The sequence below is a fragment of the Kocuria sp. CNJ-770 genome, from assembly GCF_001942375.1.
GTDB classification, from domain to species: Bacteria; Actinomycetota; Actinomycetes; order Actinomycetales; family Micrococcaceae; genus Kocuria; species Kocuria oceani.
The window spans coordinates 1-23769 of record NZ_MKJW01000122.1 but is presented as its reverse complement, the minus strand read 5'-3'; the positions used below and the strand labels follow the sequence as shown (position 1 = coordinate 23769).

25 protein-coding genes and 2 pseudogenes are annotated in these 23769 nt (G+C 74.7%); 16 read left to right on the top strand and 11 right to left on the bottom strand.

Annotation, left to right across the window (positions count from 1 at the left end; genetic code table 11):
- Together BJF77_RS21970 and BJF77_RS14655 are read right to left on the bottom strand one after the other, a co-directional pair.
- The coding region (locus BJF77_RS21970; RefSeq protein ID WP_255396287.1) for an NAD-binding protein at window positions 1–309 on the bottom strand (309 nt) is incomplete at its 3' end.
- The gene (locus tag BJF77_RS14655; protein WP_047804704.1) at window positions 302–1705 is read right to left on the bottom strand and encodes a TrkH family potassium uptake protein; all 1404 of its coding nucleotides are present in this window, start codon (window positions 1703–1705) and stop codon (window positions 302–304) included. The genes BJF77_RS21970 and BJF77_RS14655, both read right to left, overlap by 8 nt.
- Window positions 1706–1837: 132 nt before the next feature.
- Between BJF77_RS14655 and BJF77_RS14650 the strand changes: the two genes are divergently transcribed.
- The 15 genes and pseudogenes from BJF77_RS14650 (at window position 1838) to ccsA (ending at window position 13971) form a co-directional block, all read left to right on the top strand.
- Window positions 1838–3277, top strand: a complete 1440-nt coding sequence (locus BJF77_RS14650) for a TrkH family potassium uptake protein (RefSeq protein ID WP_255396286.1) — start codon at window positions 1838–1840, stop codon at window positions 3275–3277.
- 46 nt (window positions 3278–3323) lie between these two features.
- Window positions 3324–4025, top strand: a complete 702-nt coding sequence (locus BJF77_RS14645; RefSeq protein WP_047804684.1) for a TrkA family potassium uptake protein — start codon at window positions 3324–3326, stop codon at window positions 4023–4025.
- Window positions 4026–4209: 184 nt separating this feature from the next.
- Window positions 4210–5325 (top strand): acetoin utilization protein AcuC, encoded by a 1116-nt coding sequence (locus tag BJF77_RS14640; RefSeq protein WP_083665181.1) that lies wholly within the window; start codon window positions 4210–4212, stop codon window positions 5323–5325.
- A gap of 89 nt (window positions 5326–5414) precedes the next feature.
- Window positions 5415–5999 carry a helix-turn-helix transcriptional regulator gene (locus BJF77_RS14635; protein ID WP_075872616.1) on the top strand — a complete coding sequence of 195 codons (585 nt, stop codon included), beginning with the start codon at window positions 5415–5417 and terminating at the stop codon, window positions 5997–5999.
- A 35-nt stretch (window positions 6000–6034) separates the two neighbouring features.
- Window positions 6035–7375, top strand: coding sequence for an NADP-specific glutamate dehydrogenase (gene gdhA / locus BJF77_RS14630; protein WP_047804687.1), 1341 nt, complete (start codon window positions 6035–6037; stop codon window positions 7373–7375).
- A gap of 114 nt (window positions 7376–7489) precedes the next feature.
- On the top strand, window positions 7490–8308 hold the full coding sequence (locus BJF77_RS14625) for a FadR/GntR family transcriptional regulator (RefSeq protein WP_075872615.1): 819 nt from the start codon (window positions 7490–7492) through the stop codon (window positions 8306–8308).
- 161 nt (window positions 8309–8469) lie between these two features.
- Window positions 8470–8568 (top strand): 30S ribosomal protein bS22, encoded by a 99-nt coding sequence (locus BJF77_RS14620; protein WP_005504750.1) that lies wholly within the window; start codon window positions 8470–8472, stop codon window positions 8566–8568.
- Between the two features lie 117 nt (window positions 8569–8685).
- On the top strand, window positions 8686–8949 hold the full coding sequence (locus tag BJF77_RS14615) for a glutaredoxin family protein (RefSeq protein ID WP_047804689.1): 264 nt from the start codon (window positions 8686–8688) through the stop codon (window positions 8947–8949).
- A 49-nt stretch (window positions 8950–8998) separates the two neighbouring features.
- Window positions 8999–9670 (top strand): histidine phosphatase family protein, encoded by a 672-nt coding sequence (locus BJF77_RS14610; protein ID WP_075872614.1) that lies wholly within the window; start codon window positions 8999–9001, stop codon window positions 9668–9670.
- A 54-nt stretch (window positions 9671–9724) separates the two neighbouring features.
- Window positions 9725–10348: a TlpA disulfide reductase family protein gene (locus BJF77_RS14605; protein WP_047804691.1), complete on the top strand. Its 624-nt coding sequence runs from the start codon at window positions 9725–9727 to the stop codon at window positions 10346–10348.
- Window positions 10345–11105: pseudogene (locus tag BJF77_RS14600) on the top strand (cytochrome c biogenesis CcdA family protein). The gene BJF77_RS14605 and the pseudogene BJF77_RS14600 overlap by 4 nt, the downstream one beginning before the upstream one ends.
- A gap of 44 nt (window positions 11106–11149) precedes the next feature.
- Window positions 11150–12886 (top strand): cytochrome c biogenesis protein ResB, encoded by a 1737-nt coding sequence (locus BJF77_RS14595; RefSeq protein ID WP_255396285.1) that lies wholly within the window; start codon window positions 11150–11152, stop codon window positions 12884–12886.
- Window positions 12887–12890: 4 nt separating this feature from the next.
- Window positions 12891–13286 carry a hypothetical protein gene (locus BJF77_RS21965; RefSeq protein WP_255396284.1) on the top strand — a complete coding sequence of 132 codons (396 nt, stop codon included), beginning with the start codon at window positions 12891–12893 and terminating at the stop codon, window positions 13284–13286.
- Window positions 13196–13543: pseudogene (locus BJF77_RS22790) on the top strand (c-type cytochrome biogenesis protein CcsB); the annotation flags it as partial. The gene BJF77_RS21965 and the pseudogene BJF77_RS22790, both read left to right, overlap by 91 nt.
- A 107-nt stretch (window positions 13544–13650) precedes the next feature.
- The gene (gene ccsA, locus BJF77_RS21955; protein WP_255396283.1) at window positions 13651–13971 is read left to right on the top strand and encodes a cytochrome c biogenesis protein CcsA; all 321 of its coding nucleotides are present in this window, start codon (window positions 13651–13653) and stop codon (window positions 13969–13971) included.
- Between the two features lie 178 nt (window positions 13972–14149).
- Here the strand turns inward: ccsA and BJF77_RS14585 are convergent, their stop codons facing one another.
- The 5 genes from BJF77_RS14585 to BJF77_RS14565 form a co-directional block, all read right to left on the bottom strand.
- Window positions 14150–15505, bottom strand: a complete 1356-nt coding sequence (locus BJF77_RS14585) for a hypothetical protein (protein ID WP_075872613.1) — start codon at window positions 15503–15505, stop codon at window positions 14150–14152.
- Entirely contained in the window at window positions 15502–16245 is a 744-nt protein-coding gene (locus BJF77_RS14580; RefSeq protein ID WP_047804695.1) for an ABC transporter ATP-binding protein, read from the bottom strand. The genes BJF77_RS14585 and BJF77_RS14580 overlap by 4 nt, the downstream gene beginning before the upstream one ends.
- 94 nt (window positions 16246–16339) lie before the next feature.
- Window positions 16340–17077 (bottom strand): response regulator transcription factor, encoded by a 738-nt coding sequence (locus tag BJF77_RS14575; protein WP_255396282.1) that lies wholly within the window; start codon window positions 17075–17077, stop codon window positions 16340–16342.
- Between the two features lie 2 nt (window positions 17078–17079).
- Complete coding sequence (locus tag BJF77_RS14570) at window positions 17080–18096, bottom strand: sensor histidine kinase (protein WP_083665180.1); 1017 nt, start codon at window positions 18094–18096, stop codon at window positions 17080–17082.
- Between the two features lie 250 nt (window positions 18097–18346).
- Window positions 18347–18817, bottom strand: a complete 471-nt coding sequence (locus BJF77_RS14565; RefSeq protein WP_075872612.1) for a PLDc N-terminal domain-containing protein — start codon at window positions 18815–18817, stop codon at window positions 18347–18349.
- An 81-nt stretch (window positions 18818–18898) separates the two neighbouring features.
- On the opposite strand from BJF77_RS14565, the gene BJF77_RS14560 reads away from it, so the two are divergent.
- The gene (locus tag BJF77_RS14560; RefSeq protein WP_047804697.1) at window positions 18899–19186 is read left to right on the top strand and encodes a DUF4229 domain-containing protein; all 288 of its coding nucleotides are present in this window, start codon (window positions 18899–18901) and stop codon (window positions 19184–19186) included.
- Between the two features lie 15 nt (window positions 19187–19201).
- On the opposite strand, the gene BJF77_RS14555 is transcribed toward BJF77_RS14560, so the two are convergent.
- The 4 genes from BJF77_RS14555 to BJF77_RS14540 all read right to left on the bottom strand — a co-directional run.
- Window positions 19202–20083, bottom strand: coding sequence for a 1,4-dihydroxy-2-naphthoate polyprenyltransferase (locus tag BJF77_RS14555; protein WP_047804698.1), 882 nt, complete (start codon window positions 20081–20083; stop codon window positions 19202–19204).
- Between the two features lie 121 nt (window positions 20084–20204).
- A complete protein-coding gene (locus BJF77_RS14550) occupies window positions 20205–21356 on the bottom strand; it encodes an AMP-binding protein (protein ID WP_075872611.1) in 1152 nt (383 codons plus the stop codon).
- Window positions 21357–21433: 77 nt separating this feature from the next.
- Window positions 21434–22411, bottom strand: coding sequence for a 1,4-dihydroxy-2-naphthoyl-CoA synthase (locus BJF77_RS14545; protein ID WP_075872610.1), 978 nt, complete (start codon window positions 22409–22411; stop codon window positions 21434–21436).
- A gap of 109 nt (window positions 22412–22520) precedes the next feature.
- Window positions 22521–23769, bottom strand: a 1249-nt coding sequence (locus BJF77_RS14540) for a putative PEP-binding protein (RefSeq protein ID WP_255396281.1), incomplete at its 5' end; no start/stop codon positions are given.

Genomic DNA, 23769 nt, shown 5'->3' with positions numbered 1-23769 from the left:
CCAGATGCGGCTCACGCCGAGGTCCACGAGGTTCGCCGTGATCAGCACACTGGACTCGATCGACGTGCCGACGCCCACCACCGCGGAGTCGAACTCGGCGGCGCCGAGCTGGCGCAGCGCGTCGATGTCGGTGGCCTCGGCCTCGACCACGTGGGTGAGCTGGCCCGAGAGCTTCTGCACCAGCTGCGCGTCCCGCTCCACGCCCAGGACCTCCCGCCCCTGCCGGGCCAGCTGCAGGGCCGTGGCCGTGCCGAAGCGGCCGAGACCGATCACCAGGACGGGAACGCTGTGGGACGAACGGTCAGCCAATGATCGGCCTTTCCTCGGGGTACTTGTACAGACGGCGGCGCGAGCGCAGCGCCAGCGCGGCGGCCACGGTGGTGGTGCCGATGCGGCCCACGAGCATGATGACGGACAGGACGTACTTTCCCTCCGGCGGGAGCTCGCCGGACAGGCCCACGCTCAGCCCGCAGGTGGCGTAGGCGGAGATCACCTCGAACAGCACCCGGTCGAGGGGCTCCTCGGAGATCTCCACGATGATTCCGCAGCCGACCAGGACCACGGTGGCGCCCATCATGATGACCGAGATCGCGATGCGCAGCGCGTCCTCGGGAATGGTGCGGTAGAAGGCGATGACCGACCGGTCGCCGCGGGCCTCGGCCAGGATCGCCAGGAACACCACGGCGAGCGTGGTGACCTTGATCCCGCCCGCCACGGACGCGGGGCCGCCGCCGGCGAACATCAGCGCGTCCGTCATGAGCAGCGTGACCGGCTCCAGGCTGTTCATGTCCACCAGGTTGAAGCCGCCGGAGCGGACCATGACCGAGTGGAAGAACCCCTCGAACACCTTCTGCGTCACGGGCCGCCCCTGCAGGGTGTCCGGGTTGGACCACTCGAAGGCCAGGAACAGCGCCCAGCCGACGAACAGCAGGATCGTGGTGGTCACCACGACCAGCTTCGTGTTGAGGTTCCACCGGGAGAAGCGCAGACCCGTCTGCCGCAGGACGAGGACCACGGGAAACCCCAGGGAGCCGAGAAAGACGCCCAGGGCGATCGGCAGGAGGATCAGCGCCGCGTCCGTGTAGGGCACGAGCCCGTCCGAGTGGGGCGTGAACCCGCCGTTGTTGAAGGCGGAGACCGCGTAGAACGCCCCGTGCCACAGGGCGGTGAGGAAGGGCTCCCCGACCAGCAGGAAGCCGATCGTCAGGACGGCGGCCAGGACCGCCTCGATCACGACCGACATCACCACGATGACCTGCAGCAGCGAGCCCACCTCGCCGAGGCGCCCGATGTTCAGCGCCTCCTGCGTGATCAGCCGGGACTTCAGGCCCAGCTTGCGGCCGATCGCCAGGGCCAGGATCGAGGTCATGGTCAGGGTGCCCAGGCCGCCGATCTGCATCGCGATCAGGATCACGAACTGCCCGAAGAAGGACCAGTTCGTGGCGGTCGGGACCGTGGTCAGCCCGGTCACGGTGACGGCGGAGGTGGCGGTGAAGACGGCGTCCTCGAGCTCCGTGTCCACCCCGGGCGCGGACGAGACGGGCAGCCACAGCAGGAAGGAGAACAGGGTCACGACCGCGGCGAAGGAGATCACGGCGAGGCGGGCGGGGGAGCCGGCCGCGATCCGGTCCACGAGGTCGCGCAGCGAGGTGAGCAGCCAGAAGCGGCCCCGCTCCTCGCGGGACACCCAGGACCGGTGCTGCAGGTTGCTCACGGGCCCTCCTCCTGTGTCCGGGCCGCCCGGCCCGGACGGCGTCGGCCGCGGCGCGTGCCCCGGCCCGAGACAGTATCGCACCCGCGGCGCGGCGTGCCGTCCCGCGGGTGTAGGTTATCGCCCATGCCCTTGGAAGAGGCCCTGCTGCGGGCCCGGGTCCGCCGCCTGACCCACGCCTCCAGGCCCCGCCGCAGACGCCCCCGGGCGTCCCGGCGGAGCACCGACCCGCGGGAGGTGACCGCGGCGCGCACCGCCCAGCTGATCATCGGCGCCTTCGCGACCGCACTGGTCGCCGGCACCGTCCTGCTGCTGCTCCCGGTCGCCCGCGTCGGCCCCGGCGGGGCCTCCTTCATGGAGGCCTTCTTCACCGCGACCTCGGCCATCTGCGTGACCGGGCTGATCGTGGTGGACACCCCCACCTACTGGACCCCGTTCGGGCAGGCCGTGGTCCTGGCCCTGATCCAGATCGGCGGGTTCGGGGTGATGTCCTTCGCGACCGTGCTCGGGATCCTGCTGGCCCGCCGGCTCGGCCTGACGGCCCGGATCATGAGCTCGACCGAGACCAAGAGCCCCGGCTACGGGGACATGCGCCGGGTGCTGCTGCGCGTGCTGGTCACCACCCTGGTGATCGAGACGCTCGTGGCCGCCGCGCTCGCCCTGCGCTTCGCCGCCGGCTACGGCTACGGGGCCGGACAGGCCGTCTGGCACGGGGTGTTCCACGCCGCCTCGGCGTTCAACAACGCCGGGTTCGCCCTGTACACCCTCTCGATCATGGACTTCGCGACCGACCCCTGGATCAACCTGCCGCTCATCGCCGCGGTGATCCTGGGCGGGCTCGGCTTCCCGGTGCTCTACGAGCTGCGCCGGGAGTGGCGCCGGCCGCGGCGGTGGAGCATGAACACCCGCATCGTGCTGTTCGCCACCGTGGTGCTGCTCGCCGCCGGCACGGTCTTCCTGTGCGCGGTGGAGTGGGCCAACCCCGCCACCCTCGGCCCGATGCGGGCGGACGAGAAGCTGCTGGCCGGCTTCTTCCAGTCGACCATCGCCCGCACCGCCGGCTTCAACAGCATCGACATCTCCGCCATGCACCCGGTGTCCTGGCTGGGCCTGGACCTGCTGATGCTCGTCGGCGGCGGGCCGGCCGGGACCGCGGGCGGCCTGAAGGTCACCACGTTCGTCGTCCTGGGCTTCATCGCCTACACGGAGGTCACCGGCGGCGCGGCGGTCAACGTGCTGGGCCGGCGCCTGTCCCGCTCGGTGCAGCGCCAGGCCACCACGGTGGTGGTGCTGGCCCTGGGCGCGGTGGCCACCGCCACGATGGTGCTGATGCTGCTGCACGAGGACATCGGCCTGGACCGGCTGCTGTTCGAGGTGATCTCCGCCTTCGCCACGGTGGGCCTGTCCACCGGGATCACCGCCGCGCTCTCGCCGGCGGCCCAGGGAGTGCTCATCGCCCTGATGTTCCTGGGGCGGCTGGGACCCATCACGGTGGCCACCGCCATGGCCGCCCGGCCGCGCAGAGCCCTCTACGAGCTGCCCAAGGAACGCCCGCTGATCGGCTGATCCCCGTTCCCCCACCCCCGCCCCGACACCTCCAGGAGGTCCCCGCATGTTCCCCACCCGCCCGGCCAGCACCGCGCGACACCCCTCCGGCCGCCGGACACCCGGCACGGTGGCCGTGATCGGCCTGGGCCGCTTCGGCGCCGCCCTCGCCCTGGAACTGATGCACAACGGCGCCGAGGTGCTCGGCGTCGACACCGACGAGAGCGTGGTCCAGGAGCTCAACGGGCAGCTGACCGCCGTGGTGCGCGCCGACGCCACCCAGGAGCAGCTGCTGCGCCAGCTGGGGGTCGACGAGTTCGACAAGGTCGTCGTCGGGATCGGCTCGGACGTGCAGGCCAGCATCCTGGTCGCCTCCCGGCTGCTGAAGTTCGGCCACCCGGAGATCTGGGCCAAGGCCATCACCGGTCCGCACGCCGAGATCCTCGAGCAGCTCGGGGTGCACCACGTGATCAGCCCCGAACACGACATGGGCGTGCGCTCCGCCCACCTGATCCAGGGCCGGGTGCTCGACTTCGTGGTGATCGACGACGGCTTCGCGCTGATCCGCTGCCCCGCTCCCGAAGCGGTCCAGCAGCGCCCCCTGGACGCGCTCAACCTCCGCCGGGCGCACGGGGTCTCCGTGGTCTCCGTGCGGCGCCCGGGAGAGGCCTGGGAACCGGCCGAGCCGGGGACCGTCCTGTACGAGACCGACCAGATCCTCGTCATCGGGCCCACCCGGAAGGTGCAGGCGTTCAGCGACCTCGACTGAGCGTGCGGGGACGCGGCCCGGGCGGACACATTGGGCCGCGGCGCCGCGGGCCGGCGGCGGGGCGACGGCGCGAGTGGTCTAATGGCCGTGTGACTCCTGCTACATCCGGGCCCGGCGCCCCGCGCCCCACGCGACTGTTCTGGGGCCCGCCCTGCTCGAGTACGACTTCGGGCCCCACCACCCGATGCACCCCTCCCGGCTCGAGCTCACGCACCGCCTCGTCCAGGAGTTCGGCCTCGACCGCCGGGCCAACGTCACCGTGGAGGCCCCGGAGGTCGCCCCGGACGACGTCCTGCGCCTCGTCCACCCCCAGCACTACCTGGACTCGGTGCGGGCGGTCGGCGCGGACCCCTCCCTGGAGATCCCCGAGTGCGGCCTCGGCACCGAGGACACCCCGGCCTTCCCCCGGGTGCACGAGGCCAGCGCCCGGCTGGTGGGCGGCACCTACCAGGGCGCCGCGGCCCTCCTGACGGGGGACGCGGTGCGCGCCGTGAACTTCGGGGGCGGGATGCACCACGCCCACGCGGAGCGGGCCAGCGGCTTCTGCATCTACAACGACTGCGCCGTGGGCATCCAGCACCTGCTCGAGCAGGGCGTCCGGCGGGTGGCCTACGTGGACGTCGACGGCCACCACGGGGACGGGACCCAGTCGATCTTCTACGACGACCCCCGGGTGCTCACCATCTCGCTGCACGAGACCGGCCTGGCCCTGTTCCCGGGCACCGGCTTCGCCAACGAGACGGGCCGGGGGGCCTCCGAGGGGTACGCCGTCAACGTCGCCATGCCCGCCACCGCCGACGACGCCATGTGGCTGCGGGCCTTCGACGCCGTGGTCCCGCCGCTGCTGCGCCAGTTCGCCCCCGAGGTCCTGGTCAGCCAGCACGGCTGCGACTCCCACTTCGCCGACCCGCTCACCCACCTGCGGGTCAGCGTGGACGCCCAGCGGCAGACCGCCGTCGCACTCTCCGGGCTCGCCGACGAGCTGTGCGAGGGCCGGTGGATCGCCACGGGCGGGGGCGGGTACAACTGCCACGACGTGGTGCCCCGGTCGTGGACGCACCTGGTCGCGATCGCCGCCGGGCACCCGGTGGACGTGGGCGCGGCGGTGCCGCAGCCGTGGCGGGACCACGTGCGCGAGCGCTACGGGGCCGAGGCGCCGCGGGTGATGGGCGACGAGGTGGACCTGTGGTGGCGTTCGTGGGAGGTCGGCTTCGACCCCAACGACGAGACCGACCGCACGATCATGGCCACCCGCAAGGAGGTCTTCCCGCAGTGGGGGCTGGACCCGTGGTTCGACTGAGCCCCGAGCCCGCGGTCGCCGGCGAGCGGGGGAGCCGGGTGGACGTGCCGCTGCCGGGTGCCGCCCGCCAACGCGTTTACAGTGATCGGATGGGCAACAACGACGTGTTCGCGGTGATCGCCGACAAGACCCGGCGGGGGATCCTCACTGTGCTCAAGGACGGCGAGCGGCCCGTGGGGGACCTCGTCGAGGAGCTGGGCGTCTCCCAGCCCACCGTCTCCAAGCATCTGAAGATCCTGCGCGAGGCCGGTATGGTGTCCATGGAGGCGCAGGGGCAGCGGCGGCTGTACGCCGTACGGCCCGAGCCCCTCGCCGAAGTGACCCGCTGGATCCACGAGGTCACCGGCGACGCGGTCCAGCAGCGGGCCGCACCGGAGCCCACCGCACCACGACCGACCGCACCGGAACCGGGCGCCGCGCCCGGGACCGCCGCGGCCGCGGCGGACGAGCCCTTCACGAGCGCCCCGGAGGAGCTGGTGGTCACCGCCCCGGCGCTCCGGGAACCGGGCCCGGAGCTGCTCATGTCCGAACCTCCCGGGGCCGAGCCGTCCGCGGCCGGGCGTCCTGCCGGCGGGACGCCCCGGCGCCCGGCCCGAGGAGCCGGGGCCCGCGCCGCGGACCTCCTGGCCGGTCTGCCCGGCCTGCGCCGCCGCCCCCGGCACCCGCGGCGGTGACCGGCTCCACCCTTCCGACCAGCACGAGGAGCACGATGCACGAGGACCTGTATCCCATCCGTCAGGCCGTCCTGGCCCGCAACCCCGGTGAGGTGGAGTTCCACCAGGCGGTGGACGAGGTCTTCGACTCCCTCGGCCCCGTGGTGGCCCGGCACCCCGAGCTCCTCGAGGCCGCCGTGCTCGAGCGGATCTGCGAGCCGGAGCGCCAGATCATCTTCCGGGTCCCGTGGACCGACGACGAGGGCCGCGTGCACATCAACCGCGGCTTCCGCGTGGAGTTCAACTCCGCGCTGGGGCCCTACAAGGGCGGACTGCGCTTCCACCCGTCCGTCTACCTGGGCATCGTGAAGTTCCTGGGCTTCGAGCAGATCTTCAAGAACGCCCTCACCGGCATGCCCATCGGCGGCGGCAAGGGCGGCTCGGACTTCGATCCCAGCGGGCGCTCCGACGCGGAGATCATGCGCTTCTGCCAGTCCTTCATGACCGAGCTCTACCGCCACATCGGCGAGTACACGGACGTCCCGGCCGGCGACATCGGCGTCGGCGGGCGCGAGATCGGCTACCTGTTCGGCCAGTACAAGCGCATCACCAACCGCTACGAGTCGGGCGTGCTCACCGGCAAGGGGCTGAGCTGGGGCGGGTCCCTCGTGCGGACCGAGGCCACCGGGTACGGCACCGTCATGTTCGCCGAGGAGATGCTGCGCACCCGCGGGCAGTCCTTCGACGGGCAGACGGTGCTGGTCTCCGGGTCCGGCAACGTGGCGACCTTCGCGATCGCCCGGGCCCAGCGCCTGGGGGCCACGGTGATCACCGCCTCCGACTCCGGCGGCTACGTGGTGGACCCCGACGGCATCGACCTGGAGCTGCTGCGCCAGATCAAGGAGGTCGAGCGCGGCCGGATCTCGGAGTACGCCGAGCGTCGCGGCGGGCGCGCCCGGTTCATCGCCAAGGGCTCCGTGTGGGACGTCCCCGGCACCGTGGCCCTGCCGTGCGCCACCCAGAACGAGCTGGACGGCTCCCACGCCAAGAAGCTGCTGGCGCACGGCGTGGTGGCCGTGGCCGAGGGCGCCAACATGCCCTCCACCGGCGAGGCCACGCGGATGTTCCAGGAGGCCGGGGTGCTCTTCGGTCCCGGCAAGGCGGCCAACGCCGGCGGCGTGGCCACCTCCGCGCTGGAGATGCAGCAGAACGCGTCCCGCGACTCGTGGACCTTCGGGTACACGGAGGAGCGGCTCGGGCAGATCATGACGTCGATCCACGACCGGTGCGCCGAGACGGCCGAGGACTACGGCATGCCCGGCAACTACGTGGCCGGCGCCAACATCGCCGGCTTCGTCAAGGTGGCCGGCGCCATGATGGCCCAGGGCCTCATCTGATCCGCGCCGGGTCCGGCTCCGGCCGGGCCCGGCGGTCCCACCCGTCCGCACTTCCGACACGTCCGGACCCGCGACCGCCCCACGGAGGGCCGCGGTGGACCTACCCTGGAGACTATGGCAACGCATCGACAGGTCCTGCAGTGGCTGGAGAACGAGCTGTTCGACGGCCATCTCGTGCTGGGCCAACAACTGCCCTCGGACCGCGACCTCGCGGCCATCCACCGCGTGTCCCGCAACAACATGCGGGAGGCGCTCAAGACCCTGGAGGCGCAGGGGATCGTCCGTCTCTTCGACGGGCCGCGCAAGTCGATCCTGCCCATGCTGGTCCGGGAGCCGGCGGCGTCCGCCGGTCCCGCCCTGCAGCTGCACATGGCCACCTCGGACTACCCGCTGCGGGACATCGTGCAGACCCGGGTGCTGCTCGAGACCTGGGCGCTGGAGCGCTCGGACCCCCGGCACCCGGCCATGGCCGAGCTGCGGGCGCTGCTCGAGCAGATGGGCCGGGACGACCTCTCGCTCAAGGAGTTCCACCACCTCGAGGTGAGCTTCCACATCGCGCTGTGCAAGACCGCGGGCAACACGGTGGTCTCCGCCCTGATGTCCTCGCTGCGGGACTCGATCTACGAGTACACGATGGCCCTCGTGGGCCACGTGCCCCTGTGGAGCGCCACCTCGGAGCGGCTGCGCGCCGAGCACCAGGCGATCTACTCCGCCGTGGAGGCGGGCGACCGCGGGCTCGCGGCGCGGCTGGTGGCCGAGCACATCGAGTACCAGTACCGCGAGGCCGGCGTGGACCCCGACCAGGAGCAGCGCACCCCCGGCCCCGCCCCGGACGCGCCGGCCGACCCGGCCGTGCCCGTCGCCACGGGGGAGCTGCCGGTGCACGCCGGGGAGCAGCCCGGCGGCCCGTCGGAGGTGCCGCGCAGCGCCTGAGACCGGTCCACCGGGCACGAATACGGCAATTTCCCTGCGAGACGGTAGGGTGTCAGTGAACGTTTGCCCGGCCGTTCCCGTCCGAGGGCCGGCACCCCGGTTCCCGCCTGTCGCGGAGTCCCCGGGGAACACCACCGAGACATGAAGATGCGAGGGATCCTATGGGTTCAGTGATCAAGAAGCGCCGCAAGCGGATGTCCAAGAAGAAGCACCGCAAGCTCCTCCGCAAGACCCGTCACCAGCGCCGCAACAAGAAGTGACCCGGCGCTGACACCGCCCGCGGGGCCGCCGTCCTCTCCAGGACGGCGGCCCCGCGGCGTTGCCGGGCCCATCCCGGAGACCGGCGCCGGGGTCGGGGCGGGCCGTAGCATGGACCCATGAGCTCCCCGACGCCGCCGGCCGTGACCCTGCTGACCCGCCCGGGGTGCCACCTCTGCGAGGCGGCCCGGGAGTCCGTGGACCGGGTCACCTCCGCGCTGGGCCTGGGCTGGGCCGAGGTGGACGTCGACGGCGACCCCGAGCTGGCCCGCCGGCACGCGGAGGAGATCCCGGTGCTGCTCGTCGACGGCGTGCCCCGCGACTTCTGGCAGATCGACGAGCGCCGGCTCGCCCGGCTGCTGCGCGAGCGTCTGGCCGGCTGAGCCGGGCCCCGTTTTGGGGCCCGCCGCGCCCGTCTGGGATCATGGGGGCATGCCCTCCTCGACCGTCCACCTGCTGCGCCACGGCCAGGTCCTCAACCCGGACCGCATCGTCTACGGACGGCTCCCCAGCTACGGCCTCACCGAGCTGGGCGCGCGGATGGCCGAGGCCGCCGCCGCCGAGCTCGCCCGCCGTGTGAACGACGGCTCGCGCATCGTCCACCTCGTCTCCTCCCCGCTGCAGCGGGCCCGGGAGACCGCCGCGCCCGTGGCCCGGGAGCTGCGGCTGCCGGTGCACCCGGACGAACGGGTGATCGAGGCCCACAACCACTTCGAGGGCCTGCACGTGGACGCCCTCGAGTTGCTCAGGCCGGGGCACTGGCCGCACCTGCGCAACCCGCTGGCCCCCTCCTGGGGGGAGCCCTACCGCCGTCAGGTCGCCCGCATGGCCGAGGCCGTGCTGGAGGCCGGTCGCACGGCCGTGGAGCGCGGCGGGGACGGCGCCGAGGCCGTGGTGGTCTCCCACCAGCTGCCGATCTGGCTCACCCGGCGCTCCGCCGAGGGCCGTCCCCTGCCGCACGACCCGCGCCGCCGGCAGTGCAACCTCGCCTCCCTGACCTCGCTGGTGTTCGACGACCTCGACGCCGGGCGCCCGCCCCGGGTCGAGTACCGCGAGCCCGCCGCCGCCTACTATCCAGGGGTCAACCAGCTTCCCGGTTCATAATGGCGGGGCGCCGCCGCCGTCCCCGTCCCGTCCAGAGCACCAGGTGATCCGTCCGTGACCTCCCGTCCCTCGTCCGCCTCCTCCCGTCCGTCCCGCCGCCGAGTGCTCTCGCTCGCGGGCCTGGGCGTCCTCGGGCTCGCCCTCGCCGGGTGCACCGAGGAGGACTCGCTGGCCCAGCAGGCCAACTCCGGGGACCAGAAGGGCTACATCGCCGGCGACGGCACCGTCTCGGAGTACGCGGCCGGGGAGCGCGGGGAGCCCGTGCAGTTCGAGGGCACCCTGTTCGACGGCACCGTGGTCTCGGCCGAGGACCTCCGGGGGGCCCCCGCGCTGCTCAACTTCTGGTACGCCGGGTGCGCCCCGTGCCGGGTCGAGGCCCCCGACCTCCGGGAGCTCGCCGAGCGCTTCGACGGCCGGGCCGCCTTCTACGGCGTGAACCTGCGCGACGAGCAGGCCACCGCGGAGGCGTTCGAGCGCACCTTCGAGATCCCCTACCCCTCCTTCGAGGACAAGGACGGGGGCGTGCTGATGGCCCTGAGCGCCTACGTGCCCCCGCAGGCCGTGCCCACCACGCTGGTCCTCGACGCCGAGGGCCGGGTGGCCGCCCGCATCCTCGGCATCGCCGAGCGCTCCGTGCTGGAGACCCTGCTCGAGGACACGGTGGCCGAAGCGGCATGACGGCCGGCAACCCGTTCGCCGAGATCGTCCTCGACGGCTCCCTCCTCGTCGCCCTGCCCGTGGCCCTGCTCGCCGGACTGGTCTCCTTCGCCTCCCCGTGCGTGCTGCCGCTCGTGCCCGGCTACCTGGCTACGTGACGGGCCTGACCGGCGCGGACCTGCAGGACCAGCGCCGCGGCCGGGTGCTGGCCGGGATCAGCCTGTTCGTGCTCGGCTTCTCCGCCGTGTTCCTGCTCATGTCCGTGCTGCTCGCCCAGCTGGGCGCCTACGCCTGGTTCCTGGGGCAGAGCTGGATCACCGTGGTCCTCGGCGCTCTGGTGGTGCTCATGGGCGTCGTCTTCCTCGGCGGGGTGTCGTTCTTCCAGCGGGACCGCAAGATCGAGCGCCGCCCCCCGCCCGGTCTGTGGGGCGCCCCGCTGCTCGGCGTCACCTTCGGCCTCGGCTGGGCGCCCTGCATCGGCCCGACGTTCGCCGCCGTGCAGGCGCTCGTGTACGTGGACGGCGCCTCGGCCGGGAAGGCCGCCGTGCTCACGGTGGCCTACTGCCTGGGCCTGGGGGTGCCCTTCCTGCTCCTGGCCCTGGCGCTGCGCCGCGGCATGGGGGCCATGGGCTTCTTCCGCCGGCACCGCCTCACCATCCAGCGCGCCGGCGGAGGTCTCCTCGTCCTGGTCGGGCTGCTCATGATGACGGGGGCATGGACCGCGTTCGTCTCCTGGGTGCAGGCCGAGCTCGTCACCGACTGGGTGATGCCGATCTGAGCACCTCCGGCACCCCGTCCCGCCCCGACCACAGAAAGACCGGCATGAGCACACCAGCGCCTCCCTCGTCGGGTCCCGCCGCGCCCACGGAACCGCCCCGCGGGCGCTCCTCCGACGCCGAGCTCCCCGCCCTCGGGCCCCGCGGCATGGCCCGGTGGGCGTGGACGCAGCTCACGAAGATGAACACGGCCCTGTTCCTGCTCCTGCTGCTGGCCGTCGCGGCGGTGCCCGGCTCGATCTTCCCGCAGCGCATCCAGGACCCGGCGGCCGTGCAGGACTACCTGGACAACAACCCGGTCCTGGGGGAGTGGCTGGACCGGCTGCAGTTCTTCGACGTGTTCTCCTCGGCCTGGTTCTCCGCCGTCTACATCCTGCTGTTCGTCTCCCTCGTGGGCTGCGTGCTGCCGCGCGCGGCCAAGCACTGGCGGGCCTGGCGGGCCGAGCCGCCGCGCACCCCGCGGCGGCTGGAGCGGCTGCCCGAGCACCGCGCGCTGACGCTCGGCGGCCGCGACGGCGCCGAGGCCCCGGCCCCCGACGACGTCGTCGCCGACGCGGCCCGGCTGCTGAAGAAGCGCGGCTACCGGGTCGCGGTGCGGGACGCCGGCTCGGCCGCCCCCTCGGTCGCCGCCGAGCGCGGGATGTGGAAGGAGGTCGGCAACATCGTCTTCCACCTGGCGCTGCTGGGCGTGCTGGTCTCCGTGGCCGTCGGGTCCCTGTTCGGCTACAAGGGCCAGCGGGTGGTCGTGGAGGGCGAGTCCTTCGTCAACACCCTCATCGGCTACGACTCCTTCACCCCCGGCACCAACTACGACGCCGACTGGCTGGAGCCGTTCTCGGTCCGGCTCGACCGCTTCGAGGCCGAGTTCAACCGGGACACCACGAACCCGCGCAACTACGGGGCGCCGCTGGACTTCACCGCCGAGGTCACCGTGCAGGACGAGCCCGGGGCCGAGCCGCGGGAGGAGGTCCTGAAGGTCAACCAGCCGCTGAACGTGAACGGCGTGAAGAGCTACCTCGTGGGCAACGGCTACGCCCCGGTGATCCGGGTGACGGACGGCAACGGGGACGTCGCCTTCGAGGGCCCCGTGGTGACCGTCCCCTCCGACGGCGTGTACACCTCCTCGCTCGTGCTCAAGGTCCCGGACGCCCGGCCCGACCAGCTCGGCTTCGTGGGGCTGCTCCTGCCCACCGCCGTGGGCGGGGAGGGGGAGATGCCCCGCTCGGTGGACCCGGGCCTGGCCAACCCCCGGCTCATCCTCTCCGCCTACCACGGGGACCTGGGCCTGGACACCGGCGCCCCGCAGAACGTGTACGTGCTCGACGTCGAGCAGCTCACCGAGCTCAACGCCATGACCAACGAGAACGGCGCGATCACCCTCGACGCCGCGAACCCCGTGCACGAGCTGCCCGACGGCAAGGGCACCGTGGAGTTCCTCGACGTGAAGCGCTACGTGGGCCTGGACGTCCACTACGACCCCGGCAAGACGGGCGCCCTGGTCTCCTTCGTGCTGGCCTTCACGGGGCTGCTGATGTCCCTGTTCATCTCCCGCCGCCGCGTCTGGGTGCGGGCGGCGCGGGGCACGGACGAGGACGGCCGGGGCTGCACGGTGCTCGAGTACGGGCTGCTGGCGCGCGGCGAGGACCCCCGGCTCGCGGCCGAGGCCGAGCGGCTGGGCGAGCTGTGGACCGGGCAGTGGGAGTCCGCCGGCGTGCGGGACCGGGAGACCGCGGGGCCCGCCCCCGCCCGGGCCGGCTCCGAGCCGGCGTCCGGGAACGAGTGAGAGGATGAGCGGCATGACCGTCAACGAGACCCTGGGCGCCTGGAGCGAGCTGTTCATGCTCCTGGCCGCCATGACCTACCTGGTCAGCTTCGTCGCCTTCGCGTGGGACATGGCCGCCCACTCCAAGACCCTGCGCGGCACGGCCGAGGCCGAGGACCGCGAGCTCGTCGGCGCCGCGACGGCCGGGGCGGGGGCGCAGGACGCCGCCGAGCCCGCCGACGCGCGGGCCGGGCACGGGCCGGCCACCGCGGGCGCGGCTACCGCACGGGTGCCCGCTCCGCGCTGGCCGGGCACGTGGCCGACGAGCAGATGCGCTACACCGGGGAGCGCCGACCCGCGGCGCGCGTGGCCGTGGCCGTCATGGTCCTCGCGTTCCTGGTCCACGCCGCCGCCGTGGTGAGCCGGGCGTTCGCCGCGGGCCGGGTGCCCTGGGGCAACATGTACGAGTTCTGCACCACGGGCGCCCTCGTCGTCGCCGGGGTCTACCTGCTGGCCCTGCTCGCCCGGGACCTGCGCTTCGTGGGGACCCTCGTCTCCGGGCTCGTGGTGATCATGCTCTGCGCGGCGACGATCGGCTTCCCCACGCCCGTGGGCCCGCTGCAGCCGGCCCTGCAGTCCTGGTGGCTGGTGATCCACGTGTCCATCGCGGTGGCGGCCTCGGGCGTGTTCACCATCACCTTCGCCATGGCCGTGCTGCAGCTGCTGCAGGCCCGGCGTGAGCGGGCGATCCTGGCCGGGCAGGCCCCCGGCATGGACTCCTGCGGATGGTCCCGTCCGCCCAGGCGCTGGAGAACCTGTCCTTCCGGCTCAACGCGGTCGGCTTCGCCTTCTGGACCTTCACCCTCGCCGCCGGGGCCATCTGGGCCGAGCAGGCGTGGGGCCGGTACTGGGGCTGGGACACCAAGGAGGTCTGGACCTTCGTGATCTGGGTGGTCTACGCCGCCTACATGCACGCCCGCGCGACCCGCGGCTGGACCGGCACCCGCTCGGCGTGGCTGTCGATCGCCGGGTACCTGTGCATCATCTTCAACTTCACCGTGGTCAACACGCTCTTCGCCGGCCTGCACTCCTACGCCGGCGTCTGAGCCGTCCGGCCGCTCCCCGCGCAGCACTCTCCCCGCGCAGCACTCTCCCCGCGGCACGGGCGCCCTCGGCGCCACGGCACGGGCCCGCAGCCCGCGCGCGGCGGTCCTCCCACTGCACTCCGACCGCGGCCCGCACCGGCACCACTGCCGGTGCGGGCCGCGGTGCTCCCCGGGACGCTCAGCCCGCCGCACGGGCGGGAGCGCGCGCCACGGCGGCCAGCACCGGCCGGGTGAGCTCCAGGCCGGCGCGCACCAGCAGCGCCCCCGCCGCCACGGAGCCGAGCATCAGCGCAAGGGTGCCCGGGGCCAACACGGCCGCGGGCCCGGCCATGGGGGCGGCGAGCACCAGCCCCGCAAGCCCGGACACGGCCGCCACCAGCAGCAGCGGCTGCATCACCGTGCGCACGCGCGCTGCATGCAGGGTTCGCGTGTCCGCGCCCAGGACGTGCAGGCCCGCGTAGAGCCCCCGCCGGTCGTGGATCAGGGCGGCCTGGTTGACCACCGCCGAGACGGCCACCATCAGGAACGAGATGCCCAGCGTGAGCAGGACGCCCGTGCCCACGTCCCGGACCAGCCAGGCCTCCTCCGGCGTCATCGAGGCCGTCCCCGCCCCGCCCGGCCCGGCCCCGACCAGGGCTGCTCCGGAGCCCACGAACGTGGCCGTGAAGGCGGTCAGGGCCACCCCGGAGACCTGCGACCACGCCTGCCGGGGGTCCTCCAGCACGCCACGGGCCGCCAGCAGCTGCTCGGGGCTGCCGGCGCGCCGCACCCGGCGCCGTGCCTGGGCGCCGACCAGCCACACCCCCACGAGGTGCAGCACGAGGGCGCCGCCGGTGATCGCGGCCGCACTCAGGGCGACCATCACCGCCACGGAGGGGGCCACGGTCTGCCCGGCCACCGCGGCGGTCAGCGCCGCCGAGAACAGTGCCCCGCCCACGAGCAGCCGGCGGGCACGCACCCGCGGGGCCTCGTGGCGCAGCCGCACCGCCAGCGGACCGACCGTGAGGCGGCGCACGCCCACGGCGGCGCTGCCGAGGGCGACGACCAGCACCCCGGCGAGCAGGCCCGCCAGCAGCGGCGCCGGGGGCAGCAGCGCGCGCCAGCCCAGGGCCGCGCCGCGGAACGGGACGAGTCCGAGCGGCAGGGCGAGCAGCGGTGCCGCCACGGCCCCGAGCACCACCCCGGAGCCGGCGAGCAGCAGCGGCTCGACCAGCGCCAGCCCGGTCACCGTGCCGCGGGAGGCGCCGAGCAGGGAGAGGGCGGACAGCCGGTCGTCCTGCCTCCGGGCGGAGAGCCGGGCGGCGGCAGCGCCCAGGGAGAGGAACGGGACCAACAGCAGGGCCACGGCCACGAGGGCGAGCGACCGGTAGAGCGCCGCCAGCTCACCGTCCGCGCGGAAGAAGGCGGCGGTGCCGCCGCCGACCACCACCAGCAGCGCCGTGGGCGCGGCGAAGGCCGCGACGGTCAGCAGACCGGGCGCGGAGAGGAACGCGGACCGGGTGACGAACAGGGGCAGGAGGCGCAGCAGGGTCATCGGAGGGCACCCGCCGCCGTCCCCGCCGGCACAGCGCCGGCGGGGACGGCGTCCGAGACCACACGGCCGTCGCGCATCCGGACCACCCGGGCGCACCGGGCGGCCACGGACTCGTCGTGGGTGACCACCACGAGCGTGGTGCCGGCGCCGGAGGTCGCGGCCAGCAGCAGGGACATCACCTCCTCGGAGGTCCGCGAGTCGAGCGCACCGGTGGGCTCGTCGGCGAAGGTCACGGCCGGGCGGTTCACCTGGGACCGGGCGATGGCCACGCGCTGGGCCTGCCCGCCCGAGAGCTGCCCAATGCGGCGACCGCCCAGGCCGTCCAGGCCCAGCCGCCCCAGCAGCCCGGCGCCCGCCCGCTCGGCCTCCCGCCGTGACGTGCCGGCGAGCATCGCGGCCACCGCCACGTTCTCGAGGGCGGTCAGCTCGGGCAGCAGCAGGCCCTGCTGGAAGACGAAGCCGAGGTGGGACCGGCGCAGCACCGCGCGCTGGTCGGCGGAGGCGGCCGAGAGGGTCACCGGACCGCCCGGGACGTCCAGGGTCACGCCGCCGCGGTCGGGCACGACGATGCCCGCCAGGCAGTGCAACAGGGTGGTCTTGCCGCACCCGGAGGCGCCCATCACCGCCACGGACTCCCCGTGGTGGACGGTCAGGGTGACGCCGTCGAGGGCGGTGGCGGCGCCGTAGGCCTGGTGCAGGCGGTGGGCGTGCAGGGCGGGGGGAGCGGTGGAGGTGATCATGCTGCCAGCGTCCCCCGGCGGTCCCTGCGGGCGCATCGGAGCCCGGCATGATCCCGGCCCGGGGCCTCTCATCCCCGGGGATGAGAACCGGTGCTCAGTCCATCAGCCCCGACTCGTAGGCGAGGACCACGGCCTGCACCCGGTCCCGGACGCCGAGCTTGGCCAGGACGTGGGAGACGTGGGTCTTCACGGTCGCCTCGGAGAGGAACAGCTCGCCCATGATCTCCCCGTTGGACAGGCCGCGGGCCATCAGCAGGAAGACCTCGTGCTCGCGGGCGGTGAGGGTCGCGATCGCCGCGGCGTGGGGCCGGGGCGCGGCGGAGTCCTCGGCGGGCCCGGCCGCGGGCTCCAGCACGAAGTGGCCGATCAGCCGCCGGGTGGTGGACGGGGCGATCACCGCGTCGCCGCGGTGGACGGTGCGCACGGCGGCGAGCAGCTCCTCCGGCAGCGCGTCCTTGAGCAGGAAGCCGCTGGCGCCGGCCCGCAGCGCGTCCAGGGCGTACTCGTCGAGGTCGAAGGTGGTCAGGACCACGATCCGCACGTCCGTGCCGTGGCGGTCGAGGATCTGCCGGGTGGCGGCGATCCCGTCGAGCACCGGCATCCGGACGTCCATCAGGACCACGTCCGGCCCGGACCCGACCTGCCGCAGGCGCTCCACGGCGCGCACGGCGTCGGCGCCGTCCCCGCTCTCGGCGACCACTTCGAGGTCGGGCTGGGAGTCCAGCAGCATGCGGAAGCCGCCGCGCACGAGCTGCTGGTCGTCGACGATGAGCACCCGCACGGGTTCGGGCGCAGGCTCGGGCACAGGGGCGGTCGCGGGGAAGAGGGACACGGTCAGCGCTCCTGGTGGGGGACGGAGAACCGGACGCGGAAGCCGTCCGGGGGGCAGGGGCCGGCCGAGACCGTGCCGGCGTAGAGGTCGGCGCGCTCGCGCATCCCCCGCAGGCCGTTGCCGGGAGCCGGGGCGCTGCGGGGGTCGGCCGTGACGCCGTCGTTGTGCACGGACCCGCTGAGTCCCTCACGGGTCCACCGCAGCTCGACGGTCACCGTGCGCAGCCCGGGGGCGTGGCGCAGGGCGTTGGTCAGGGCCTCCTGGACGATCCGGTAGACCGCCAGCTCGGCCCCGGAGGGCAGCCGGCCGGGCTCGGGCTCCCCGTGCACCCGCAGCCGCACGTCGGCGCCGGTGCCGGTGCAGCCGGCCACGAGCGCGGGCAGGTCCGCCAGACCGGGCAGCGGCGCGAGCGCGCCGCCGTCGTCGGTGCGCAGCACCCCGAGCAGGCGGCGCATCTGGGCCAGCGAGGACCGGCCCGTCGCCGCGATCGTCGCCAGCGCCGCCGAGGCCGTCTCCGGGACGGGGGCGCCCCCGGCCGAGGCGACGGCGTAGCGTGCCCCGTCGGCCTGGGCGATGATCACGGACAGGGAGTGCGCCACGACGTCGTGCATCTCACGGGCGATGCGGGTGCGCTCGTCCTGGGCGGCGAGCCGCCGCTCCTGGTCCCGCTCGCGCTCCAGCCGCTGGGCCCGCTCCAGGAGCTCGCGGTCCCGGAGCAGGCTGAGCCGGCGCCAGCCGCCGAACGCGAAGGCCGCGAGCACCACCACGGCGGCGCCGCCGCTGACGGACAGCCACATCAGCCCGCGCTCCCACCAGCTCATCTGCGCCGCGCCGCCGAGGGCGGCATGGGTCAGGTGATGGCCGAAGAGCACGGCACCGAGCACGCCCGCGGCCAGCAGGGCCCGCCGCCCGCGCACGCTCCCGTGCGCGGAGACCGAGTACACCGCCCAGGGCACCGCCCACAGGGCCGGATAGGGCACCGCCTGCAGGACCAGGGAGAGCAGCAGGGCCGCGGCCACCGCGGCGGCCGCGGCCGTGGGGCGGGTGCGCCGCCAGCACAGCGGGACGGTGGCGGCGAGGGAGAGGAGCCAGACCGGGCCGCCCGGGCGGCGTGCCGGCGCCGACGGCGAGGGTGAGCAGGGCCGCGGGCAGCACGCCCAGGGCGTCGGCGCGCGCGGGGTGGCGCCGGGCGGCGCTGTGCAGGCGGGGGATCACGGACATGGTGCCCCGAGTCTAGGGCCGCCGGCGGCGCGGCCCCGGGGAGGGGCGTCAGTCGCGCGGCGGCCGGTTCTTGCCGGGGGAGTCGTCGGAGGCGTCGTCGGCGCGGCCGGCCGAGGAGCCGCCGGGGGACCCGCCGGGAGAGCCGCCCCCGGGCCCGCCCTGATCGGGGCGCCCACCGGTGGTCCCGCCGCCGCGGCGCAGGTCCTCCTCCCACCGGCGCAGCTTCTCGGCCTGCTCCTGCTGCCGGCGGCGCTCCTCGAGGTTGCGCAGGAACTGGGGGTCGTCGTCCGGGCCCTTCCCGCGCGCGGGGGCGGAGGAGTCCGCGGTGCCCCGGGGGCGGCCCAGGAACAGCCACAGGAGCGCGCCGAGCAGCGGGAGGAGGACGATCACCGCGATCCAGCCCCCCTTGCGGAGGCCGCGCATGGCGGCGCTGTCGGTCCGGGCGCACTCGATGAGGGAGTACACGATGACGCCCACCGCCAGTGCGGCTGCGCCGATGATGAGGATGGCTCTGCCCATGCCGACAATCGTAGGGGAGTTGCCTGGGCGCCAGCTCAGCGCCCGGGGAGATCTTCCAGGTGCGCTCGGTAGACTGGCGGGGTGAACTTCCTGAAGTACTCCCTGCTCCGCTTCGGCATCCTCGTGCTGGTCTTCCTGCTCAGCATGTGGCTGGGCGTGGGGCTGATCCTGTCCGGGATCGCCGCCGTGGCCGCGTCCTTCGCGGTCTCCTACCTGTTCTTCCCGCGCCTGCACACGGCCGCGGGGGAGGAGCTGCGCCGGTGGGTCGCCCGCTCCCCGCGGCCCCGTGACCGCGTGGCGCTCGAGGACCAGGAGGCCGAGGACGCCTACGTGGACCGGACGCTGCGCGAGGACGGGCGCGAGGTCTGAGCGCTCAGCGCGGGCTCACAGCCACTGCTGCAGCAGCACCGCCAGGGAGAACAGCACGGCCCACCCCACGTTGAGCACCCCGACCTGCTTCAGCACGGGGATGAGCTGGCGGCGGTCCTGCACCCGCAGGACCGTGGCCACCGGCGGCAGCGCCACCGGCACGAGCAGCAGCACGAGGAGCATCCACGGGTTGCCGGGCACCAGGAACAGCACCAGCGCGAGCGCCACGGCGATCTCGGCGGTGAACACCACCCGGGCCGGCGGATCGCCCAGCCGCACGGCCAGCGTCCGCTTGCCGACCTCCCGGTCCCCGGGCAGGTCCCGGATGTTGTTGGCCATCAGCAGGGCGGTGGCGATCAGGCCGGTGGACAGGGCCGCGACCCACGCCTCGGGATTGAGGGCGCCGGCCTGGGTCAGCGTGGTGCCGAGCACGGCCACGAGCCCGAAGTACACGAACACGAACACGTCGCCGAGCCCCCGGTACCCGTACGGGGTCCGCCCGCCGGTGTAGCCCCACGCGGCGAGCACGGCGGAGAGCCCCACGGGGATGAACCACCACTGGCGGCTGAGCACCACCAGGGCCGCGCCGGCGAGCGCGCCCAGGCCGAAGCACAGCAGCGCCGCCGCCTTCACCTGCCCGGGGGCCGCGGCCCCGGAGCCGGTCAGCCGCAGCGGGCCGACCCGCACGTCGTCGGTGCCCTTGATGCCGTCGGAGTAGTCGTTGGCGTAGTTCACGCCGATCTGCAGGAAGAGGGCCACCAGCAGGGCGAGGACCGCGCGGACGAGGTCGAAGGAGTGCAGGGCCTGGGCCGCTGCGGAGCCGGCCACGACCGGGGCCACCGCCATGGGCAGCGTCCGGAGCCGGGCTCCCTCGATCCACTGTGCTGGCGTGGCCACGGGCTACCTCCGTCAAGATGCGTCTGGCGCGGCCGCGGTGCGTCCCGCGCGGGGTGGGGACCGCGGCGGGGGTCCGGGCCGCCCACCATTGTGTCACGGTCCCGGGCCGGGCCCGCCCGGCTCAGCCGAGCAGGCGGGCCACCGCCGCGCGGTCCGGCTTGCCGGTGGGCAGCATCGGCAGCTCCTGGGGCCAGGCCCAGCGGCGGGGCACGGCGGCGCTCCCGTGCTCGGCGCGCACCGCCTCCGCGAGCTCGGCGCGCAGCCGGGCCCGGTCGGTGCCCGCGGCCGCGACCACGGCGGCGCCCACCGCCTGGCCCCACTCGGGGTCGGGCACGCCCAGCACGAGCGCCTGGCGCACGGCCGGGTGCCGGTCCAGCACGGCGGTGACCCGCCCCGCGGAGACCTTCACCCCGCCGGTGTTCAGGACGTCGTCGACCCGCCCGTGCACGGAGAGCACGCCGTCCGGGGAGAGCTCCCCGAGGTCGTCCGTGCGGTACCAGCGGGTCCCCGCGGCCTCGTGGAAGTGCCGCGCGGTCTGCTCCGGGTCCCCGGCGTAGCCCGCGGCGACCAACGCCCCGCCCAGCCAGATCCGCCCGGGCCCCGGCGCGGACGGGGTGCCGGGCCGCCCGCCGTCCTGCTCGACGTGCACGGAGACCCCGTCCAGGGCCACGCCGTCGTAGACGCAGCCTCCGCAGGTCTCGGACATCCCGTAGGTGCTGATCACCCGCAGGTCCGCCTCCCGGGCGGCCGCGAGCAGCCGCGGGGAGGCCGCCGAGCCGCCCAGCAGGACCGCGGAGAAGCTCTTCAGGGCCGAGACGGCGTCCCCGTTGCGGACCCCGGACTCCGGCTCGAGGATCCGCTGCAGCTGGGTGGGGACCAAAGAGGTGAAGCGCACCGGGTCCTCCAGCCGTGCGGCGGCCTCCGCGAAGGCCTCCGGGGTGAAGCGGGCGGCGGGGTCCAGCACCACGGGGTCCGTCCCGGCGTAGAGGGAGCGGACCAGGACCTGGAGCCCGGCGACGTAGTGGACGGGCAGGGCCAGCAGCCACTGGCCCACCGCGCCCGTGCGCACCGCGGTGGCCATGGAGGACGCGGCGAGGGCGTCCCGCGTGAGCACCGTGCGCTTGGCGCGGCCGGTCGACCCGGAGGTGCGCACCACGACGGCTGGTCCCGCCCGCCCGAGGACCCGGGTCAGCGGCGACAGCAGCCGCAGGGGGTCGCCGGCCACGGGGCCGTCGAGGACCACGGCGTCGTCGGGAACGATCAGCTCGGCCATCGCGGCCCTCCTCCTCGTGCTGCCGCCCGGTGCCCGGCCGCCCCGGCCCGGTCGGACCGTCCCGGCCGGACCGCGGCCTAGAAGTAGTACGGGAAGCCGGACCAGTCGGGGTCCCGCTTGCCCAGGAACGCGTCCCGGCCCTCGACGGCCTCGTCGGTCATGTAGGCCATCCGGGTCGCCTCCCCGGCGAAGACCTGCTGGCCGACCAGGCCGTCGTCGGGCAGGTTGAACGCGAACTTCAGCATCCGGATCGCCTGCGGGGACTGCGCGGCCACGTCCCGGGCGGCGGCGACCGCCGCGTCCTCCAGCTGCGCGTGCGGGACGACCTCGTTGACCGCGCCCATCTCGAGCATCCGCTGGGCGTCGTACTCGCGGGCGAGGAAGAAGATCTCCCGGGCGAACTTCTGCCCCACCTGGCGGGCCAGCAGGGCCGAGCCGTAGCCGGCGTCGAAGGAGCCCACCGTGGCGTCGGTCTGCTTGAACCGGGCGTGCTCGCGGGAGGCGATCGTGAGGTCGCAGACCACGTGCAGGGAGTGGCCGCCGCCGGCGGCCCAGCCGGGCACCGCGGCGATCACCACCTTGGGCATCGTGCGGATCAGCCGCTGCACCTCGAGGATGTGCAGCCGCCCCGCGCGGGCCGGGTCGATGGACTCGGCGGTCTCGCCCCCGGCGTAGCGGTAGCCGTCGCGGCCGCGGATGCGCTGGTCCCCGCCGGAGCAGAAGGCCCAGCCGCCGTCCTTGGCGGAGGGGCCGTTGCCGGTGAGGATCACGGCGCCCACGTCGGAGCTCATCCGGGCGTGGTCGAGGGCGCGGTACAGCTCGTCCACGGTGCCGGGGCGGAAGGCGTTGCGGACCTCCGGGCGGTGGAAGGCGACCCGCACCCACGGCAGGTCGCGCAGCACGGCACCGTCGCCGTCCCGCTCCACGGCGCGGTGGTAGGTGAGGTCCCTGAGGTCCTCGAAGCCCTCGACCGTGCGCCACTGCGCCGGGTCGAAGAGCTCGGAGACCCGCTCGGGGAGGTGGCTGCCGGCAGGGGTCGGGGTCGCGTCGGTCACGGGTCCGAGTCTACGGGGCCGCTCCCGCCGGCTTCGAGCCGGGCCCCCGGACCGCCCCGAGCGGTGCCGTGGCGGGCGGTCGGCCACGGCCGGGCAGGGGCGAGCACGGTCAGCGTCCCGCCCGGTCCGCGTCCGCCGGGCCGGCGGCGCCCGCGAGCAGCGCACGGACCTCGTCGGCGGACCCGCAGGCCAGCGCCCGCCGGGCGAGGTCCCGCGCGCCGGCCAGGGTCACCTCCCGCAGCCGCGCCTTGACGAGGGCCACCTGGGTGGGCACCACGCTGAGCTCTCCGACGCCCAGCCCGGCGAGCACCACCGCCGCCGCCGGGTCACCGGCGAGGTCGCCGCACACCGCGACGTGCGTGCCCTCGGGCACGTCGGCGCACACCCGGGCCACCAGGTCGAGCACGGCGGGGTGCCGGGCTTCGGCCAGCGCGGAGACCGCGGTGTTGCCCCGCTCGGCCGCCATCGTGTACTGCGCGAGGTCGTTGGTGCCGATGCTCACGAAGTCGAGGCCCTGCGCCACGCGGCGCACGGCCAGGGCGGCGGCCGGGACCTCGACCATGACGCCGACCCGCATCCCCGCCGGACGGCCGCCGGCCGCCGCGGCCGCCTCGTCGAGCCGCTCCAGCGCCCACGCCACCTCCTCGGCGGTGCTGACCATCGGGAACATGACGTGCACCGGGTGGTCCCGGGCCACCCGGCAGACCGCGGTCAGCTGGTCGAGGAGCACCTCCGGGGCCCGCCGCATGAGCCGAAGCCCGCGCTCGCCGAGGAACGGGTTCGCCTCGGCGGGCGCCGGCAGGAACGGCAGCGGCTTGTCGCCGCCCACGTCCCAGGTGCGGACGGTCACGGGCCGCCCGGCGAACGCCTCGGCGATCCCGGCGAACGCGGCCGCCTGCGCGTCGACCGACGGGGCGTCGTCCAGGTGGCCGAACAGGATCTCGGTGCGCAGCAGCCCGCACCCCTGCGCGCCGGACGCGACGGCACGGCCGGCGTCGGCGGGCGTCGTGACGTTGGCGAGCACCGGCACCGGGTGGCCGTCCGCGGTCGCGCCCGGCTCGTGGGCCCGCGCCAGGGCGCGTTCGGCCTCGGCGGCCCGGGCGGCCGACAGCTCGCGGAGGGAGCGCCGGGTGTCCTCGTCGGGGTCGACGACGAACCGCCGGTCCCGCGCGTCGAAGCCGATGACCGCGCCGGGTGCCACGGCCGCCGCGGCCGGACCGGCGTCGGGGTACACCGGGACGCCGCGCGAGCGGGCGACCAGGACGCCGTGGCCGGTGTCCCCGCCCGGCTCGTGGGCCCGCGCCAGGGCGCGTTCGGCCTCGGCGGCCCGGGCGGCCGACAGCTCGCGGAGGGAGCGC